This is a genomic window from Leptospiraceae bacterium (assembly GCA_016708435.1).
GTDB lineage: Bacteria > Spirochaetota > Leptospiria > Leptospirales > Leptospiraceae > UBA2033.
Genome location: JADJFV010000001.1, coordinates 1,013,384 through 1,030,811, shown reverse-complemented (window position 1 = coordinate 1,030,811; position 17,428 = coordinate 1,013,384). Strand labels below are relative to the sequence as shown.

Below are 17,428 nucleotides of genomic sequence, written 5' to 3'. Positions count from 1 at the left end.
GAGTTTAAATATAAAACAATTTCCATGATACAAATTTCCAAAACAAAAACCATAGATACTATTCTCAAAGAATTCTCTCCGAACACGCATATTCTAATTGATGTAAGAAGTGAATCTGAATTTGCAGAAGATCATATTCCCGACTCAATCAATCTGCCAGTTCTAAATGATAAAGAAAGAGCCGAAGTCGGAACGGAATACAAACAAAATCCATTCACCGCACGACAACTCGGTGCAAAATTAATAGCGGGCAATCTAAGAAATAATTTAGAAAGAGTTGAAGAATTGATTCTTGCATTCAATAAAGATTGTGTCGAGAAGCACAAACCATTTTGCCATTTCGTTGTATATTGTTGGCGTGGCGGAATGCGCTCTCGTTCTTTGTTTACTGTAATGGATTTAATTGGATATAAAACAAGCTTGATTGATGGAGGTTACCAGGCATATCGTCGCTTCGTAAATCATTACTTCCACGAGGAAAATTTACCAGAAGCAATTTCCATTTACGGACCGAGTGGTAGCGGCAAATCAGAATTAATCTCTATTTTACAAGAATCCAAATTACCAGCAGTTCACTTAGAAAAATATGCAAATCACAAAGGATCTTTACTTGGTGGGAATCCTTCTAACCAACCTTCCCAAAAATTATTCGAGTCCTACCTTTATCAGGCTCTACAGAAAAATATTTCTAGTCATATGATCGTAGAAGGCGAAAGCAAAAAAATTGGAGGAATTATTTTACCAGAAAAGTTTTACTCCAAGATGATGACAGGAAAAAAAATCTGGGTTGAGCTTCCTTTAGAAATACGAGCTGAACGTCTTGCAAAAGAATACAATAACTCGAATGAATTTATTTTGGAAAAGCTTCAATACTTAAAGCGATTTATCGATGGAAAAATATTTCTAGCCATTACTACAGCAATTGCGGCTAATGATCGTTATTCTGCCGCACTCTTATTATTAAAGCATCATTATGATAAGCATTACCTAAAAGGCTCACCTGAGACTGGAACAAATAGGGAATACGCAATGGTTTTTAAAGCAGAATCATTCAATGAATTACAGAAAAATGTCTTAGATTATTTGAAATCTTTTTAGTTTACATTTTTACATTTTAGAAAAAAGAAAAAAGATTCTCTGGTGAAACAATATGAATTAATTTCCCATCTTTCTTAAAAGTCTTTTTAGTCTTTGGAATATTTACAATTTGAACAAGACGTTTACAACCAGTCGCTTCCGAAAAGCGAAGCAGATGAGGCGAAGGATCCGTATCCGATAGTTTCACTTCTGCTAGAAGAAATGGCTTTTTATCGATTAACATAACTATATCGACTTCTCTTTTTTCTTTGTCTCGAATATAACAAAGCTCTGCTTCGGAAATTCCAAAATCATTCCACGCATTGCAAGCTTTTTGAAAATGGGAGACAACAAAGTTTTCAAACTTTGCTCCCGGGTCACTAATAGTTGACCAATCCCAGAAATACATTTTTCTTTCTTTGCGAATCGCTCGATTGATTTTATTCGAAAAAGGTTTTAGAAAATAAATGTAGTATACGCGAGCAAGAGTTTCTAACCATGCTTCGATTGTTTCAAACGCAACCCCCAAATCCTCACGCAAAGAATTTACAGACAAAGGGGAACCAATTTTAAACTGAAGTAAATCAATTAATTTTTCTAATCTATCCAAATCTTGTATACGGGTTAAATCACGAATATCCTCACGTGTGATTCTATCTTTTCTAGAAGTAATCCATCTTTTATGAAAACTTTTTTCTCCTTTAAATAAAGGTTCCGGAAAACCACCAAAATCAAGTAAGGATTGATAATCAAAATTTATGGAGTTTGATTCTTCAAAATTTTCCCAGCATGTTTCTGGCTCAATCAACTTTTGTTTCGTTAACTCCCCAATGGAAAAAGGATGAAGATGGTATAGGAAATAACGTCCGAGTAAGCTATCGCCCCTTTTGAAATAGATCGAGCCGACCAGAGCCAGTCACCCAAATTCTGGAATCGTTTTTGTTCTCATCATAAAATCCTTTTAGAAATGCTTTGAACTTTGCCATTTTATGAATTTCATCGAAAACAACCATCGGTCTTTTTTTTGGCTTACGCAAATCACTGAGTAAATCGTTCCCAGAAATAATCAGTCTTCTATGAGTTGGAATATCATAGTTTAAATACATTCCGCCATCGGATAGCGAACTTAGTAAAGACTGCGCAATTGTAGTCTTTCCAACTTGCCTGGGTCCTGCAAGAAAAACCATTTTTTCCACAGGATGAAGGGTTTCAATCAATTGGGGAAAGGCGCGCTCGGATTCAGACATACTGACATTCTTCAATAAATATATAAATAAGTCAATACTTATTTATATATTTATCTAAAATAGTCAGAACAAAAATTCCTTCCTATTTGTGTTTTTGGTCTGCATTTGTAGGCAGAGAATAACAGGCAGGGACTTGTAGTGAGCATGGTCGAATCTATGCCTGTCCTCCTTTTAATTTTGAAATATCTACTTTCTATTCAGAACCGAATAACCGAGAGTAGCCCATGCAATGAGAAAAAGAACTCCGCCGATGGGAGTGATTGCTCCAAGTATTCGAATTCCAGAAATACTTAGAGCATAGAGACTACCAGAAAAAATAAATATTCCAGCGGCAAATAGATAACCGGATTTTAAAAAGACTTTTCTCTGATAAATATTATACAAAAATGCAGAAGCAAAAATCGCGAACGTATGATAAAAATGATAACGATTGGCTGTCTCATAAATTCCAACTCGATCACCTAATACATCCTTTAACGCATGTGCTCCAAATGCCCCGAAGGCTACAGCAAAAAATCCATAAACAGAAGCTATGACTAATAGCTTATTCATATTACCCGCTCCTTTTTCCATTTTTCCAATTCTTCTAGACTATAACCAAGGGAAGTATACACAGAAGAATTGTGCTCGCCATGCTCGGGTGGATGAGTTTTATATTCACAGACTGTTTCCGAAAAACGAAATGGGGAGGCAAACTGAAAGTATTCTCCATAGACAGGATGATTTTTTTTAAACACAGAGCCTCTTTCTAGTAAATGCTCATCCTGCAAAACTTCAGAGAGATTTTTAATTGGAGTCAGACAACAATCGGGATTTTCAAACAAAGGTTTCAAATCAGTAAAAGTCTTCGATAAAAAGAAATCTTCTAGAGTCTCTTTAAATTCTTCTGATAATTCTTCTAGATTCTTTCCTTCTACCATCAAATGTTCTTTTCCAATTTGTCTTAAGAAAGTTCTAAAGAATCTTTCTTCTAAAGCGCCCAGGAAAACGAAACGTCCCTCTTTTGTTTTGTAAATATTATAATTCGCTAATTTACCGGATAAAAGTTCATTGCCTCTCTCGGGTAATTTTCCAGTAGACATATAAATTCCTGCATAAAGCGAAATGAATTGCAAACTAGACTCCATCATCGAAACATCTATCTTCTGTCCCTTGCCTGTTTTTTCGCGTGAGTAGAGAGCTGCGAGGATTGCCGCTACTGCTGTAAGTGTTCCGCCTCCAATATCAGCCAGTTGAAATCCGGCTAACGATGGTTTGTCTCTTCCGCCGAGTTGATCTAGAACACCAGAGAGTGCCAAATAATTTCCATCATGTCCTGCCCAATCTTTATAAGGACCGCTAGTGCCGTATCCCGATATACCGCAATAGATTAAGCGCGGAAATTTTTCTTTTAAAACAGAATATCCAATTCCCATTTCGTCTAACGCATCAGGGCGAAATCCTTCTAGTAATATATCTGCATTTTCTAAGAGCTTAAAAAGTATTTCTTTGGATTTTTCTTTTTTGAGGTTAAGAGTGATTGCCTTCTTGTTTCGATTGGTCATGAAGAATAATCCCGGTAAACCTTCTTTTGATTTTACCATTGCTCTTGTTCCATCGTAGGCACGAGGATTTTCAATTTTGATTACTTCTGCTCCCATATCAGCTAAATACATCGAGCAGAGTGGACCCGGAAGAAGAAGACTTAAGTCTATTACTTTTACACCTGCTAAAGGACCGCTCATTTTATATACCCCTGTTTTTTTAGAATATCAATTGCATCATTTTCTAATTTTACTTTTTCATTTGTTAACTGTAGAGTTTTTGTTTCAAGCCATACCTGCGCTCTAAATTGTTTTGGAATCTCTGGTTTTTTATTGTGAATCAAATACATTTCAGCACATTCCGCTTTATTATTACATTTCCCCGGAAAAATATCTTTTTCTCCAACGCCTAATTCCCCTTTGCCGATAGGTTTTCCATTTACAGTTATATCCACACGGGGAAAAGAAATATCTGGATAAGGAATAAAATTAAATTCAATGTTAGAATTTTTCTCCATCGACTTTGAAAATACAAAACCCCGCGAATTCGTTGTGAAATTTTCTCTTGTGATAGAATTTCCTTTCTCATCGGTTAATACCACTTTGCCTACATTTGTTTGAATCGAAATAGTAACATCTTTACTTTCGGAATTATCTGGATTTGTAATCCTCACTCCGTAAATAGAAGTCTTTTTCAAAAAGGAATCAGCAAGTTTTCTTAGTTCCTTTTTCTTGGCTTCATTTTCGATGAGAGTATTTTCTTCGGGGTCAGACTTATAATTAAAAAGATACATCGGCTCCTGTGATACAAGTCCATCCCAGTGCGCTCCCGGACGATGGAAGTGAAATACCTTTTGCATCCACTTCCATCCATCTTTTCTTACTCCGATCACACCGCGCGACTCACCATAATAGAGCCTTTCCTCTTTTTCTTTTCCTTCAATCAAAGGAAATAAGCTTTCTCCATCTCCATCTTTCGGTTTACTGAGATTTGCCGCTTCTAGTATAGTTGGCATAATATCAATTGAACGACTAACACTCGCTATATTCTTTTGCTCTTTCTTACTCGGAAGTTTTAGTAACAAAGGAGTATGAATATCTTCTTCATAAAGTCCCTGTCCATGTCCATAAAGAGTATAGACACCGGTAAATTTTGATTTACCATGAGTAGGATTCATCACCTCGCCGTGATCTGATGTTACCAGAATAATCATATTATCTGCTATTCCCTTTTCTTTTAAAGCTTGCAATATTTTATCTAGCTCAAAATCTACAAAGGCAACTTCACCTAAGTAATCTTTTTTTCTTGGATCTACCTTTTCAGCATTTTTAATTTGCGATAGAAATTTTGCAGGAGGAGTATACGGTTTATGCGGATCGTTATAATTTAAAAAAATAAATTCAGGACGACGTTTGTCTTTTGGCGGCAATGCTTTTAGATGAGAGAGAATTTTTTCTGTGATTGGAATTGTATCATTTTCATAATTGGAATAATCATATACTTCTTCAAATCCAACGTCTACACCGATCCCTCTGTGGTCGGTTAAGAAAGGATTATTCCCAATCATCACCGACTTATACCCATTTTGCGCTAGGTTGGCAGGAAGGGGAAGAATCTTTGATTTGTAAAAAGATTTTTTCTCTTCGGGAAAAACGGAATAATCCCAGAGATTAATAAAACTCTTAGAAGGATAAAGTCCCGTAAAAAAAACCAAAGTCGAAGGTCTAGTCCAACTCGAATTTACAAGATGCTTTTGAAAAACATAGGATGACTTTGCAAATTTATCTAAATTAGGCGTTGCATTAAAATTTGCTCCATTGAAACCACAGACATCAGCGCGCAAAGAATCAATCACAATAAAAAGTATATCCGGCTTATCTCCATTTACCGCATTTCGAATTAGAAATACATTTTCTAAAATAACATCGTCGCTCGTAGCTTTTATTTTTAATAGATTAGAATTTAATTCAGATTTTAAATCAAAACTGCTAGGACTTTCGTTTAAGAAAACTTGAACTGCTTCTGGATTGGCTGCATTCTGCCTTTCTTTCGATTTGCGCATTTGAAAATGAAGTGTGTGATTTAAAGGAATAGAAATTTTAAATTCTACGCTTGTATCAGCAGGAATCGTGATTGTTTTTTTTACAATATCTATACCTTTGATTTTTTCTTGCGAATTTAAGAATCGTGCATCAATAGAATTTGCTTTCGCAATATACGTATTAGCTGATACTTTCTTGGGAAGAGTTTTTTTCTTATGTAATATCTTTACTTTAGGGTGATAGTAGAGAAGATTAATACTGTTTTCTTCTGAAAAAAGAGAAGTTGATAGAATGGATAGAAATAGTAGAATTGGAAAAATACGTAGCATTAACATTGAACTTAATTTCTAAACTATCAAAACAACTTACTGTGGCAAGAAAAAAGCTTTTCACTGATTATAAAGACCGTGAGTAGATTTCACATTCCAAAAATGAACTGATTTTTCGAGGAGGAGTAAGCTTGCATAGTTGGGAGGACCCGACGCACAGTTAGCAGTAACTTTTAGAAGAGCATTTCGTCCATCGGTAGAAATTCCAGGTCTCGTAATTGTAAAAAAAACAGACCAGGCCATATCAGGCGAAACTGAATAGGTATCAAATTTCTCAGCCGGAATAAAATTCACTTTAATTTCTTCTAAAAGCGGTGTTAGCAAAATTGTATCCAAATTTTTTTGAACCCAATCTTTGTGAAGTTGCTCTGAAATGAATGAATTTTTAGAATACACATCAAACCACGATAAGATTTGATTTGCCTTCTTCATAATTTTCGCTGAAGTCTCTAACACGAACTCACCTTCCATTTGAACGAAGTTCATTGCAGTGAGCAAAATTTCAGATTCAATGTCTGACAACATAATTCAAATAAACTCATTATCTGATTGGAAATTCCACTCTTTTTTTAGTGTGAAACAAAAAATTATTTTTTCAACCTACATAATCAGGTCAATCGCTGGGTATGAGTTTGCGGTAGGAAATTCTCTGAAATATAAAGTATGATAAGAAAAAATTTCTATCGTCAGACTACTATAACGATTCTAAATTCTTTCATTTAACAGCTATCATTCGCAGTCGCGCTTTCTTCTTTCATCTTTTTCTTTCGTTTTTAAATTTTATTGCAAAAGCACTTGACTTTTTTTTAAAAAAATATTCAGTCATACTACACATTTTTTTCAAAGGTTGCCTTTTATGAACAATAAGCTTTTCTATTCTCTGATAACGCTTCTGTTCGTATCTTTTTTAGATTGTAAAAATGATACGAATGATAAGTCATCTGTATTAGCAATGTCCTCGATTCTTCAGAGAATAGCGGGCGGTCTTTCTCCTACCTATATGAATACTCCAACTTCGAGTGTAACTACCATTACCCTCACTGCTGCCGCAGAAAGTAGTAGCAGGATACAACTGATGTGGACACAATTACCCTCTGCGGTAAGTTACAAAGTCTATAGAGATGTTAACTCTGGATTTACTCCTAGTTCATCGAATGAAATCATATCCACCGCAACAACTGTTACACTGATTTCTCCAAGAGGAAATCTAATTACTCCGTTAAATTCCTTGGTGACTTCTGCAAAGAATTCGGCTGGCTTAACTTCTGGCACTCGTTACTTCTATAAAATAGCAGGAGTAGCGGCTAACGGTTCCGAAACACTTTCAAACGAAGCAACGGCAGTCCCAGCCAATGGATTAGCTGTTCGAACTCACGCTGGTCAAGGTGTAATTGGCAATACTGACGGAGATGGCTATGATGCTAAATTTAGTTTTCCGCAGGGTTTAGGAATTGATAGCAACGGATTTCTTTATTTAGCCGACAGTGGCAATCAATTGATTCGAAAAATTTCTCCACGGATTGGAGATTTGGTAAATGCCGGTGGTGTTGCCTATGCAATTGAAGGACAGGCAAGCACTTTTGCAGGAGTCGGTTCATGGGGAAATGTAAATAGTGATACCCCGCTCACTTCTAGTTTTTTTGATCCCTGGTCAATCTGTGTAATTGGAACGACAGTTTACGTTGCTGACAGCACAAATCATGCTATCCGTCAAATCACGTCAAATGGAGTTGTAACAACTCTTGCCGGCGCGAATACATCTGTATCGAGCGCTCCCTCTCCTACAGCAGCACCTACAACTCCAGCAAATCCTTCTAATACAGACGGAACGGGAACTGCGGCTAGATTTTATTATCCGCAAGCAATTGCCTGTGATGCAATAAATAACATTATTTATGTAGCGGATACTTATAGTAACTCGATAAGAGCAGTTACAACAGCAGGGGTCGCTACCACATTGGCAGGCACTGCAGCACTCGCAATATCTTCAACAGCCTCTCAAATTTCTGCGGCAGTCCAAACAGCACAAGGCTCTACAGATGGAACAGGCTCAGCGGCTAAGTTCAATTTGCCAAGAGGAATCGCCATAGACAACACAAGCACCAACCTGTATATTTCGGACTCAGGCAATCATACCATTCGCCAAATTGTGCGCGCCACAGGAGCCGTAACGACAATTGCAGGCTCAGTAGGAACTCCTGGCAAAGCCGATGGAACAGGAACAGCGGCTACATTCTATAACCCGCGCGGCATTGCATTTTCTAGCGTATCCTCAAGTTTATACGTAGCTGATACAAATAACAATCTGATTAGAAAAGTTACGACAACAGGAATTGTTACAACGGTTGCCGGAACAGGGACGCAAGGAAGTCAAGATGGAGTAGGAATTTACACATCCTTTTGGTATCCACAAGGAATTGCATTTACCACTGCTGGAAATGGTTGTAGTTCAACAACGCCGTGTCTGTATGTAAGTGACACGCAAAATCACAAAATAAGAAGGATCACTGGAACAGGATTATGAAAAAATTTAAATTTTTAGGAATTAATTTAAGACTGCCTTTACCGACTAAGAAACATTTGACTTTATTTTTATTGGCTTTAACTTTATTCCTCCAAACTGGATGTAACAGAGAAGAGGATAATAAAGGTAAGCTCCTAACGACACTAATTGTTCAAAACACTGTTCCCAAAGTAGATAGCATTGAGTTTGATGAGTTGCAACTTCCTACAAAGTATGAAGATTTTTTTTCCATTCGTGTATCGCCTAGAGCTAGAATACGTTACAACAATGGGACTTATTCAAAGTATTTCAATCTCGAATATAAAACGCTCTATCGAACCGGCGATACAGATGCATTTCAAAATACAGTTGGAGCCATCAAAGACAAAAATGGAAAAAATATTCTAGAGTCAGATGGTTCTACTAGAATAAGTGTGCAACCGGATGGTAATAGTATTTTTCAAAGAAATGGAAAATATCATTTGATGACTCATTTTGAAAACTATCCGGGTGTCGCCTATATGACAGAGCTTGACAAAAAAACAGATGGCTCTTACAATCCCAAACGCTATCGATACGTAGATTTTTCTTCCATTGAAGGCACTGCATTCTTATGTGCAGCAAGTCATACTTCTTGGGATACTCATTTATCGGGCGAAGAAGATTATATCTTTGATGCGTATTATTATGACTCTCAAGTTGCGGCATTATTTGGCTCTAACCCAAAGCTACTCCATGTTAGCCGCGCTCCTTGTAGTTCTGTCGAGCCTTGGACTTGCGAACAATGGGACAATATGCGATCTTATACTGGACTCGATTATACTAAAACAAATCCATACAACTACGGATATATCACAGAAATTTCAGTAGATAGCAATGCAAGCACAAGCGTTAAGCGCCATTACAGCATGGGAAAATTTACACCGGAACTTGCGGTAATAATGCCTGACAACAGAACAGCTTATATGTCGGATGACGGTTCCTTTAGCGGTTTCTACATGTATGTCGCTGACAGAGCAGGAGATTTATCATCTGGCTCGTTATATATAGCTAAATGGACACAAACTTCTGCATATCCGACTACAAGCACAACACTACCTGCTACTTATCCAGACGGAACTCCCACAATTAAAGGAGATACTTCCGATGGAGGCAAAGGCGCGTTAACCTGGGTAAGACTTGGCTCTGCCACAGACGCAGAAATTAAAGCTATCGTTGATAAGAAACCAACGCTGAGCGATATCTTTCAAATTGGAACTGTAGGTGGAGCCATTGCTACCGGCACAAAAGCATCCTGTGCTGCACTCGGCACCGGCTACAAGCTAATAGCCGCTGGAGCCTACGATGTTGAATACAGAGGGATAAATATGTGTTTGCGCTTAAGAGATGGAAACAATGGAACGACTATCTCTTCGAAATTTTCAAGCCAGGCTGAACTTTTAAAAGCTGCCGCCTTTCTGGAAACAAGAAAATACGGAGGCTACTTAGGAGGAACGACTGAATTTGAAAAAGAAGAAGGTGTTGTGTATAATCCAGATAGAAATGTTCTCTACGTTGCAATCGGTCGCCTTCGATTTGGAATGGATGTAGTTGGTTCTAGTTCTTTCGGACCAAGTGGAGGTGACGATCATATTCAATTAGAAAGAAATGACTGCGGAGCTATTTATCAGGTAGCGCTTAACGGTTCCCAAAATGACACTGTTGGAAATCCAATCGGCTCGACTTACGTAGGAACAGAAATGAAATCCATTCTGACCGGTCGAAGACTAAATGCTGGAGAAGTGTATGCGGATAAGAACCGTTGCCACCCGGATTACATTTCTCTTCCAGATGCTTTAAATTATTACAGAGGAACTCTTTTTATTGGAGAGGACTCAACGAGTCACTTCAACAATACTTCATGGGCTTATGATACAAAGACTAGAAAGCTTACGCGGATAATGACGATTCCCCCCGGTTCCGAGTTTACCGGAAACTTTATTCCATTAGAAGACGAAGACAGATTAAGTATTTTTGTGAATGTTCAACACCCTTATGGCGAAGAAATTTTCGATGGCAATACAGAACAACCAATCAATTGGGGCTATAACGCAAATGCTACAAAGGATGCAAAAAGAGGATACGTTGGGTATATATTTGGTTTGCCTCGCGTTTCAAATACGACTAATACTACTTATGCGCCAGATCCAAATCAATAAAATAGGAAATTCCATGAAAACAATACATTTTACATTACTATTGCTTGTTCTATTTGCGTATAATACTCTTTTGGCGCAAAAAGAAATTACAACTTCTTCTACTTCCTCTGATCCACAAAAAGAAGTTAGCACAAAAAAGAACACTACGATTGATGTATCTTCAGAAATCGTTTCCGATTTTATTTGGCGAGGTATGAGTTTTTCAGGGGAAGCATACAACCGTAGAAATAATGATTCTTATAAGAGTATGAATTTTGTTCCTTCGTTTCAACCAACAATTGACATTCATACACCACTCGAAGGATTCAAAGTCCAGCTTTGGGGCAACTTTCAATTAACCGACAGAGAAAATAGAGACACGGATGGAAAGCTTTTACAATCCTCTCCCGGAGGACCCGGACCTTCTTATATAGGACAACCTGCTTCTGGTGATCAGTGTATCGATAGCATAATGGCTAACGGTTTAGGAAATCCGCAGATAAGTTCGAAATGCGCTCCGAATCAAGTCTTTGGGCAGGGAATAAAACCTTACAAAGAACACAATGGAATGAAAAACTCGGACGGCCTTTTTACATCTTTTGCCTACTCTTTCGACAAAACAAATTGGGGAACTTTTACAGTTGGAACTTGGTTCTATAATACATTTAATAAATCTTATAGCAATACAGTGGTAGATCCGAATAATCCTACGAAGCCCCGTCAATCAAGAATGGCTTGGCAGGAATACTACCTCTTCTGGAAGTTGCCATTCTTGAAAGCGGCTAATCCCACTTTGTCGTATTATACACAGGTATCACAAGAAAACTCAGGCGCACAGGTAGGCAAAAATTATTTCTCCATTCATTTGAGTCATGAATTTTTTCAGGGGAAATTTTTTAGAATAACTCCTAGCACAAATCTTGGTTATACTTTTTCGAACAACAATGTAGAAAGTAGAAATGGATTTCAAGATTTAACAACTGCTTTAAAATTTAATTTTGCTGATTTTTTTATAAAGACAACACATGTGTATCGACCCAATCTATATATGTATGATTCCGATTATTATTTTGGTGCGACAGGCGGCAGAGCAAATCGCTCAACGAATGATGGAATGATTGTAAATCCATCGAAGGTAAATGGGGCAGATAATCAGTATGTATTTGACTTAATAGATCAGGTATTCAATAAACCAAATGATCCAATCAATATTTATTTAAAAGAAAAAATGACACTTCAAAAGATTCAGCAGAATCTTTTCTGGTTTAGCATTGGATATACAAAAACTTTTTAGATGTTCCATTTTTTCTTTGTTATAATTCTTTTCCTGCTTTTTTGCAAGCCAGACCCGCTACCAAAGTATGAAACCTACTTATATAAACCTACCTCCGGTCAAGGGGTAGGAATAGATTTAAAAGAATATATAAGTAAAATAGAAATAGAGGATAATATAGATTATTCCAAGAATTCAAATCCCACTGCCTATATCCCACCGATGTGTTATACAAAGACAGTAGACGCTAGCAATAAAGCGCATAATCCTTGTTATTCCTGTCATACAAAAGGGGAAAAACCAAATTTTCTAGACGATGGAGACTTGCAAACGCATTATGAATTTCCCAAATCAGGAAAAATAAATCCCTGGAAAAATTTATTTAGCACAAGCAAATCAAAGTTTTACTCAGATCAAGAAATTGAATCTTATATCCAAGAAAATAATTATTTAGACGAGAAAGGCGAAATCCTTCTCAGTAAAAGTCTTCCAAGTAATTGGGGAGGATATATTCCTGATTGCTATTTTCATTTCGACGAAGATGGATTTGATAAAAATCCAAAGACTGGTGAGTATTCCGGCTGGAGGGCTTATCGTTATTATCCGTTTCTTGGAACCTTTTGGGCTACCAATGGATCAACGGACGATGTATTAATACGTCTTCCGTTTCCCTTTCGTTCTGATAAAAGCCGAAAGTTCAATCTTGAAATTTATAAAACGAATCTTGCAATCGTTGAAGCAATTTTAAAGCAAAAGACAATCCAAACAGAAACTTTAGATGAAAATATTTCAGGAATAGACTTAGATCAAAATGGTAAACTGGAAAAAGCAAATAAAGTAAAGTATAACTGGCCTTCTCAACCTATGCAATATGCGGGAATGGCAGAAGAGTATCAGACAAGCAAAGAGCTATTATCCGCAGGTGGACTTTTTCCGGTAGGGACAGAATTTTTACATTCCGTTCGCTATTTAGATTGGAATAAAGAGGCTAATAGCGTTAAGCTTTCGAACCGAATGAAAGAACTAAGATACGCAAGAAAAAAAGAATGGTATAATTACTCCGAGCTAAAAGACAAAGTCTCTCGAGAAAATAAGGAAAGAAAATTTCAAACTGAGAAAACAGCAGAAGGCTTTTACGGAGACTTTGAGCATGGATTTGATAATAAATCAGGCTGGATATATCAAGCATATATCGAAGACAAAAAGGGAAATCTAAGACCGCAAACAAACGAAGAAACCTTATTTTGTATGGGTTGTCATAGCAGTTTAGGAGTATTAGCCGATACAACATTTTCTTTTAAGCGTAAAATGGAAGGAAGTGATAAATCGAAACCAGATTTTGGATGGGGACATTGGACTAGTAAAGGCTTATCGGGAGTAGCCGATAGACGAGTAAATTTCATAAACTTTGGAGACCAAAATGAGTATTCTTTTTATTTACAAAACAACGGAGCAGGAGACGAATTTAGAGAAAATGAAGAAATTAAAAAAATCTTTTTCTCAAAAGACGGAACTCCTAACGAAGAAGCATTTACAAAACTAAAATTGGATGTAACAATTCTAATCAATCCTTCTAAAGAAAGAAGCATTCTCTTAAATAAATCCTACCGCGCCATCGTCGAAACCCAGTCCTTTCGATATGGACGCGACGCAATTTTAAAGAAACCCGCAAACGTATTTGAAAAAATCCCCGACGGACAAACAACAGGAATTGAGAAAATAGTTTTTTGAATTAACGGTCATTTCGAACTATACGAAGGTGATGGATTTGCGGATAAGCAAATAGGTGGCACATCCAAACATGCGCCGTGAGAAATCTACCTTAGTTCTTAATGCGAGAAAAACTATTTATTTTTTTGTCGGATAGACCTCTCACTGATGAAGCTAGTTCGAGGTGACAGGGGTAAACAACTTTTAACTTAATGGCGCGAATAAAATTTCGGGGATGACAAGATAATACAAATTTCTACTATCGAACTAATGTTTCCTAACCCGCGAGGATGTAAAAATAAATGAAGGCACAAAAATTTTTTAGATTGAATTTGATTTTACTTTTTCTGCTACACTGTGCAAGCGATGTGCAAAAAAAAGTAATTGGAGAAGATGTAGTTGGGGATAATGTCAAACCGCAAAATTTCCAGAAGATTGCACCTCTTACGGCTAACGCTCTTGGAGAGAGAAAAAATATTCACGAGAAGGGTTGGTATATCATTCCCTCTTCTAAAAAATCTACCAAGACGGTAATCGAAAATGGTGCGATGTCTTTTCGAACAGCAAAGGCAATGGTATTTGTATCCATGAAGGAGAGAGCGGATAAATATCCAGGTAATTTGGGTGACACAATGAAAATGATTCGAAGCCTTGGAAAAAACGAAGAAAAGGCTCTTTACCAATTCAGTAAAGACATTTACGAAGGAACGTTTGACCTTGCAAAATGGGAATTGGAACAATCGGGTGATCTTTTTAAAGAATCTGGAAATTCATTCGTAATCGGCTACATCTCATTAGGCGACATTGAAAAAAAAGACAGGGAAGAAATATTTTCTACCATAAAAGACTTTAATAAAGATAGGATGCAGAACTACTCTTCTATCTCTGAATTGTTTAAAGATGTATCCGTAAAAAATGGAGATACTATTTCTAAAGCCTGGTCGGGAGCCTATAAAAGAGCAGTCCTCTCTTACTCCAAAGAATACGAAGAATCAGGAACTAAATCAAATACGTTAGTTGCTTTATGGGATATTTTTCAGGGTTATACGATTGCCATGAAAGAACTCGCCTTTGCACCTGTCAGCACAACTGTTGTCGATTCAGGTAAAATAATTGCAATCAACGGAGTAGCCGTTCCTGTCGCGTATGTCGCAACCTTTTTAAATCAAACCATTGTCACAACCGGACTTGTGATCTATTATCCTACAAAGCTTGGGTATAGAGTTGTTAGCCCCACTTTAGAAGCAGGATTTTTAAGCTCAATGGGAGTCTTGTCGGCAACAGCTACCGCTCCTACAATAGTTGGCGGAACTGCGGTAGGTGCCTTTAACCAGGTAGCGACATTTACAGGAGTAGAATCGACAAGAGCAACTGGGGCGGTCGCAGGTGCGGCTTACGAGACAGGTGCCACTGCTACTGGAATGATTTACGACTTCTCTAAAGGTTCAACGCAAAGTGTGTATTATGCGCTTAAGTCAGGCGTCGTATTAAGCTACGCTTCATTAACCGTTATTCCAACTCATTTGCTATTAACCGTTCCTGATGCTACTATTTTTCTAGCCTGGGATGGACCGAGACTTGTGATTGCAAGCGTAAAAGGAAATTACAAAGGATTTGATAGCCTGCCTGTCGGCTCTGTTGTAGATTTAGAAGAGGCTCGCAAACAGGGGAAAGTAGAAATTCTTACCGATGATCAAACGATCGTAAAAAAAGTTTTAGAAAAAGAAATTCAAAATAGAGAAGAGGAAATGAAAAAACAAAAAGAAGGAGGGGATAAATGAAATTACTCACAAACTTAACCATCGCCATATTACTGTTAGGCTGCGCGTCAGCATCAGATCCAGACGATCCAATTAAGAATTCTAGAAAGCTCGTCAAGGAAGGACATAAATCTCTGTATAACAACGGTGCTTTTGACGTTAAGGGAACGTCGATTAAATTGATTCCACCTTTTGCTGAAGCAGAAATTTTTATTTATGGAAAGCGAGTTGGCTTAGCAAAAGAAGCCTTTTCGGAAAATGTAAAAAAAGCGGGAGAGTCTGTTTATATTTTGAAAGAAGGAACTGATATTTCTCTTAAGACTGCGGGAAAAGTTTCAGACAAGGGTGAAGAAATCAATAAATACATTTACGATTCAGGAACCAAAGGCGGAGTTTATATCATAGCGATTTCTCTTGCAAGCTCGTATGGAATTGTTGGAAGTTCTTTTCGAAATGGAATGCAAGTCCACGAAACTGTTGTGCAGAGTTCTAAAGAACTAAGAGCTAACATGAACAAATGGGCGGATGAATTAACAGAGAATGATTTTCCAAATGCAAATAATCCTGAATTTTCCGAGCGCGCAAAAGAATACAAAAAAGAATTTCGCGATGGAGTAAATTCTTTTGTAATCGGATACACAAATCTAAATGACTATCTTGCCAAGACAGTCGATGATGCAGAAATTTCAACAAACTCTTTTTCGAAAGGATTTAGTGGAATCAATAAATTCATTTCAGAGGGTAATGAGGCTTTGACGAAAGAATTAAAAGAAGTCTTCTTTGAATGGGGAAGCGATACGGCAAAAGAATTTAGCGCTTCCGGTAGAGACTATGCAAATGTTGTAGACGGAGCAGGACTTTCCTTTGCAATCCTTAAATCCTTTGCGCGGGTAACAAAGGGTATCTTCTACGATGCAATATTTAAGCCTCTAACTAAATTAGGAGTAATCTCTGTCGGCTACGTAGCAGTAAACGCTGTAATCTATCCCGTGATGTTTGTAAGTGTATCCGGCTACAGCGTAGGACAAGTCATGGTAGAAGTTGTCACCGTTGGAACAAAAGGAGTTATCTACTTAGTAGCCCCAACCGCCAAATTGGCATTAGCCGGACTCATTGGCAGTGGTAAATTTTTAGCACAGGAATCATACAATGCAGCCGATGCATCCACCCGTGCAACGGCTAACACTGGATTATACGCAAGTGCAAAGACTGTAAAAGGAGTGGGAGTAGTCACAGAAGGCGCAGGAACTTATATCCTCGCCAACTTAAGCCTAGCTGGAGTCACTACAGGTCAAACCATTCTTGGCGGCGGTGTGGCTGTTGCAGGATCTGCCGTAGGAACTACCGTTTCAACTGCATCAGGAACAGCGCAGGTGGTAACCTATGGAAGTTCAAAAGCGGCTGCGGGATCAGTTGCTGTGACAGGCACAACTGCCTCTCTTGGAGTCGCAGTCGGAAATGGAGTTTATAGAATTGGTAAAGCAGTTGGAATACCAATTGGAATTACTCTACAAAGTGGCGTTGTCATGAACTACGAAATGGCTTCGCAATTATCCGCCCACACCATTTTGGCAGTGAGTGATTTTTCTTATTTAGTATTGTCTCTTGAAGGCGGAAAATGGGTAGTATACGCTGTTAAGGATACTTCCGGTAAAGCCAAATCACTCTTATCCGGTGCTGTTGTGGATTTAGAGCAAGTAAAAAAAGAAGGAAATGATATAGTAAAAGTTCCTGTTAGTGATGAGGAAATGGATAAAATATTGGATAAGAGTAAGCAGAAGTAAAG

The 17,428-nt window shown here is 37.6% G+C and carries 13 protein-coding genes; 7 read left to right on the top strand and 6 right to left on the bottom strand.

The features are described 5' to 3' along the window. Nucleotides 1-24 precede the first annotated feature (24 nt). Nucleotides 25-1,098, top strand: a complete 1,074-nt coding sequence (gene mnmH, locus IPH52_04940; GenBank protein ID MBK7054389.1) for a tRNA 2-selenouridine(34) synthase MnmH — start codon at nt 25-27, stop codon at nt 1,096-1,098. A gap of 16 nt (nt 1,099-1,114) precedes the next feature. Here mnmH and IPH52_04935 read toward each other — a convergent pair whose 3' ends face one another. The 6 genes from IPH52_04935 to IPH52_04910 form a co-directional block, all read right to left on the bottom strand. Beyond that, nucleotides 1,115-1,885: a DUF4143 domain-containing protein gene (locus IPH52_04935; GenBank protein MBK7054388.1), complete on the bottom strand. Its 771-nt coding sequence runs from the start codon at nt 1,883-1,885 to the stop codon at nt 1,115-1,117. A gap of 67 nt (nt 1,886-1,952) precedes the next feature. Then, nucleotides 1,953-2,324 (bottom strand): AAA family ATPase, encoded by a 372-nt coding sequence (locus tag IPH52_04930; protein ID MBK7054387.1) that lies wholly within the window; start codon nt 2,322-2,324, stop codon nt 1,953-1,955. Between the two features lie 186 nt (nt 2,325-2,510). Continuing rightward, nucleotides 2,511-2,897 carry a DUF423 domain-containing protein gene (locus IPH52_04925; GenBank protein MBK7054386.1) on the bottom strand — a complete coding sequence of 129 codons (387 nt, stop codon included), beginning with the start codon at nt 2,895-2,897 and terminating at the stop codon, nt 2,511-2,513. Beyond that, complete coding sequence (locus IPH52_04920) at nt 2,873-4,048, bottom strand: CoA transferase (GenBank protein MBK7054385.1); 1,176 nt, start codon at nt 4,046-4,048, stop codon at nt 2,873-2,875. The genes IPH52_04925 and IPH52_04920 overlap by 25 nt, the downstream gene beginning before the upstream one ends. Further along, entirely contained in the window at nt 4,045-6,219 is a 2,175-nt protein-coding gene (locus tag IPH52_04915; GenBank protein MBK7054384.1) for a sulfatase, read from the bottom strand. The genes IPH52_04920 and IPH52_04915 overlap by 4 nt, the downstream gene beginning before the upstream one ends. A 60-nt stretch (nt 6,220-6,279) precedes the next feature. Continuing rightward, complete coding sequence (locus IPH52_04910) at nt 6,280-6,705, bottom strand: hypothetical protein (protein ID MBK7054383.1); 426 nt, start codon at nt 6,703-6,705, stop codon at nt 6,280-6,282. 370 nt (nt 6,706-7,075) lie between these two features. Between IPH52_04910 and IPH52_04905 the strand changes: the two genes are divergently transcribed. From IPH52_04905 to IPH52_04880, 6 genes are all read left to right on the top strand, one after another. Next, nucleotides 7,076-8,743, top strand: a complete 1,668-nt coding sequence (locus IPH52_04905; protein ID MBK7054382.1) for a hypothetical protein — start codon at nt 7,076-7,078, stop codon at nt 8,741-8,743. Next, entirely contained in the window at nt 8,740-10,920 is a 2,181-nt protein-coding gene (locus IPH52_04900; GenBank protein MBK7054381.1) for a DUF839 domain-containing protein, read from the top strand. The genes IPH52_04905 and IPH52_04900 overlap by 4 nt, the downstream gene beginning before the upstream one ends. A gap of 13 nt (nt 10,921-10,933) precedes the next feature. After that, nucleotides 10,934-12,193, top strand: a complete 1,260-nt coding sequence (locus IPH52_04895) for a hypothetical protein (GenBank protein MBK7054380.1) — start codon at nt 10,934-10,936, stop codon at nt 12,191-12,193. A 111-nt stretch (nt 12,194-12,304) separates the two neighbouring features. Further along, nucleotides 12,305-13,903: a hypothetical protein gene (locus IPH52_04890; protein ID MBK7054379.1), complete on the top strand. Its 1,599-nt coding sequence runs from the start codon at nt 12,305-12,307 to the stop codon at nt 13,901-13,903. 281 nt (nt 13,904-14,184) lie between these two features. Continuing rightward, nucleotides 14,185-15,663, top strand: coding sequence for a hypothetical protein (locus tag IPH52_04885; GenBank protein MBK7054378.1), 1,479 nt, complete (start codon nt 14,185-14,187; stop codon nt 15,661-15,663). Beyond that, nucleotides 15,660-17,426, top strand: a complete 1,767-nt coding sequence (locus tag IPH52_04880) for a hypothetical protein (GenBank protein MBK7054377.1) — start codon at nt 15,660-15,662, stop codon at nt 17,424-17,426. Before IPH52_04885 ends, IPH52_04880 begins: the two co-directional genes overlap by 4 nt. Nucleotides 17,427-17,428 lie beyond the last annotated feature (2 nt).

Bases quoted from the DNA above. Each gene is read 5' to 3' on its own strand.
- mnmH (MBK7054389.1), top strand. From the start codon at position 25: ATGATACAAATTTCCAAAACAAAAACCATAGATACTATTCTCAAAGAA.
- IPH52_04930 (MBK7054387.1), bottom strand. From the start codon at position 2,324: ATGTCTGAATCCGAGCGCGCCTTTCCCCAATTGATTGAAACCCTTCAT.
- IPH52_04925 (MBK7054386.1), bottom strand. From the start codon at position 2,897: ATGGAAAAAGGAGCGGGTAATATGAATAAGCTATTAGTCATAGCTTCT.
- IPH52_04920 (MBK7054385.1), bottom strand. From the start codon at position 4,048: ATGAGCGGTCCTTTAGCAGGTGTAAAAGTAATAGACTTAAGTCTTCTT.
- IPH52_04915 (MBK7054384.1), bottom strand. From the start codon at position 6,219: ATGCTACGTATTTTTCCAATTCTACTATTTCTATCCATTCTATCAACT.
- IPH52_04910 (MBK7054383.1), bottom strand. From the start codon at position 6,705: ATGAACTTCGTTCAAATGGAAGGTGAGTTCGTGTTAGAGACTTCAGCG.
- IPH52_04905 (MBK7054382.1), top strand. From the start codon at position 7,076: ATGAACAATAAGCTTTTCTATTCTCTGATAACGCTTCTGTTCGTATCT.
- IPH52_04900 (MBK7054381.1), top strand. From the start codon at position 8,740: ATGAAAAAATTTAAATTTTTAGGAATTAATTTAAGACTGCCTTTACCG.
- IPH52_04895 (MBK7054380.1), top strand. From the start codon at position 10,934: ATGAAAACAATACATTTTACATTACTATTGCTTGTTCTATTTGCGTAT.
- IPH52_04885 (MBK7054378.1), top strand. From the start codon at position 14,185: ATGAAGGCACAAAAATTTTTTAGATTGAATTTGATTTTACTTTTTCTG.
- IPH52_04880 (MBK7054377.1), top strand. From the start codon at position 15,660: ATGAAATTACTCACAAACTTAACCATCGCCATATTACTGTTAGGCTGC.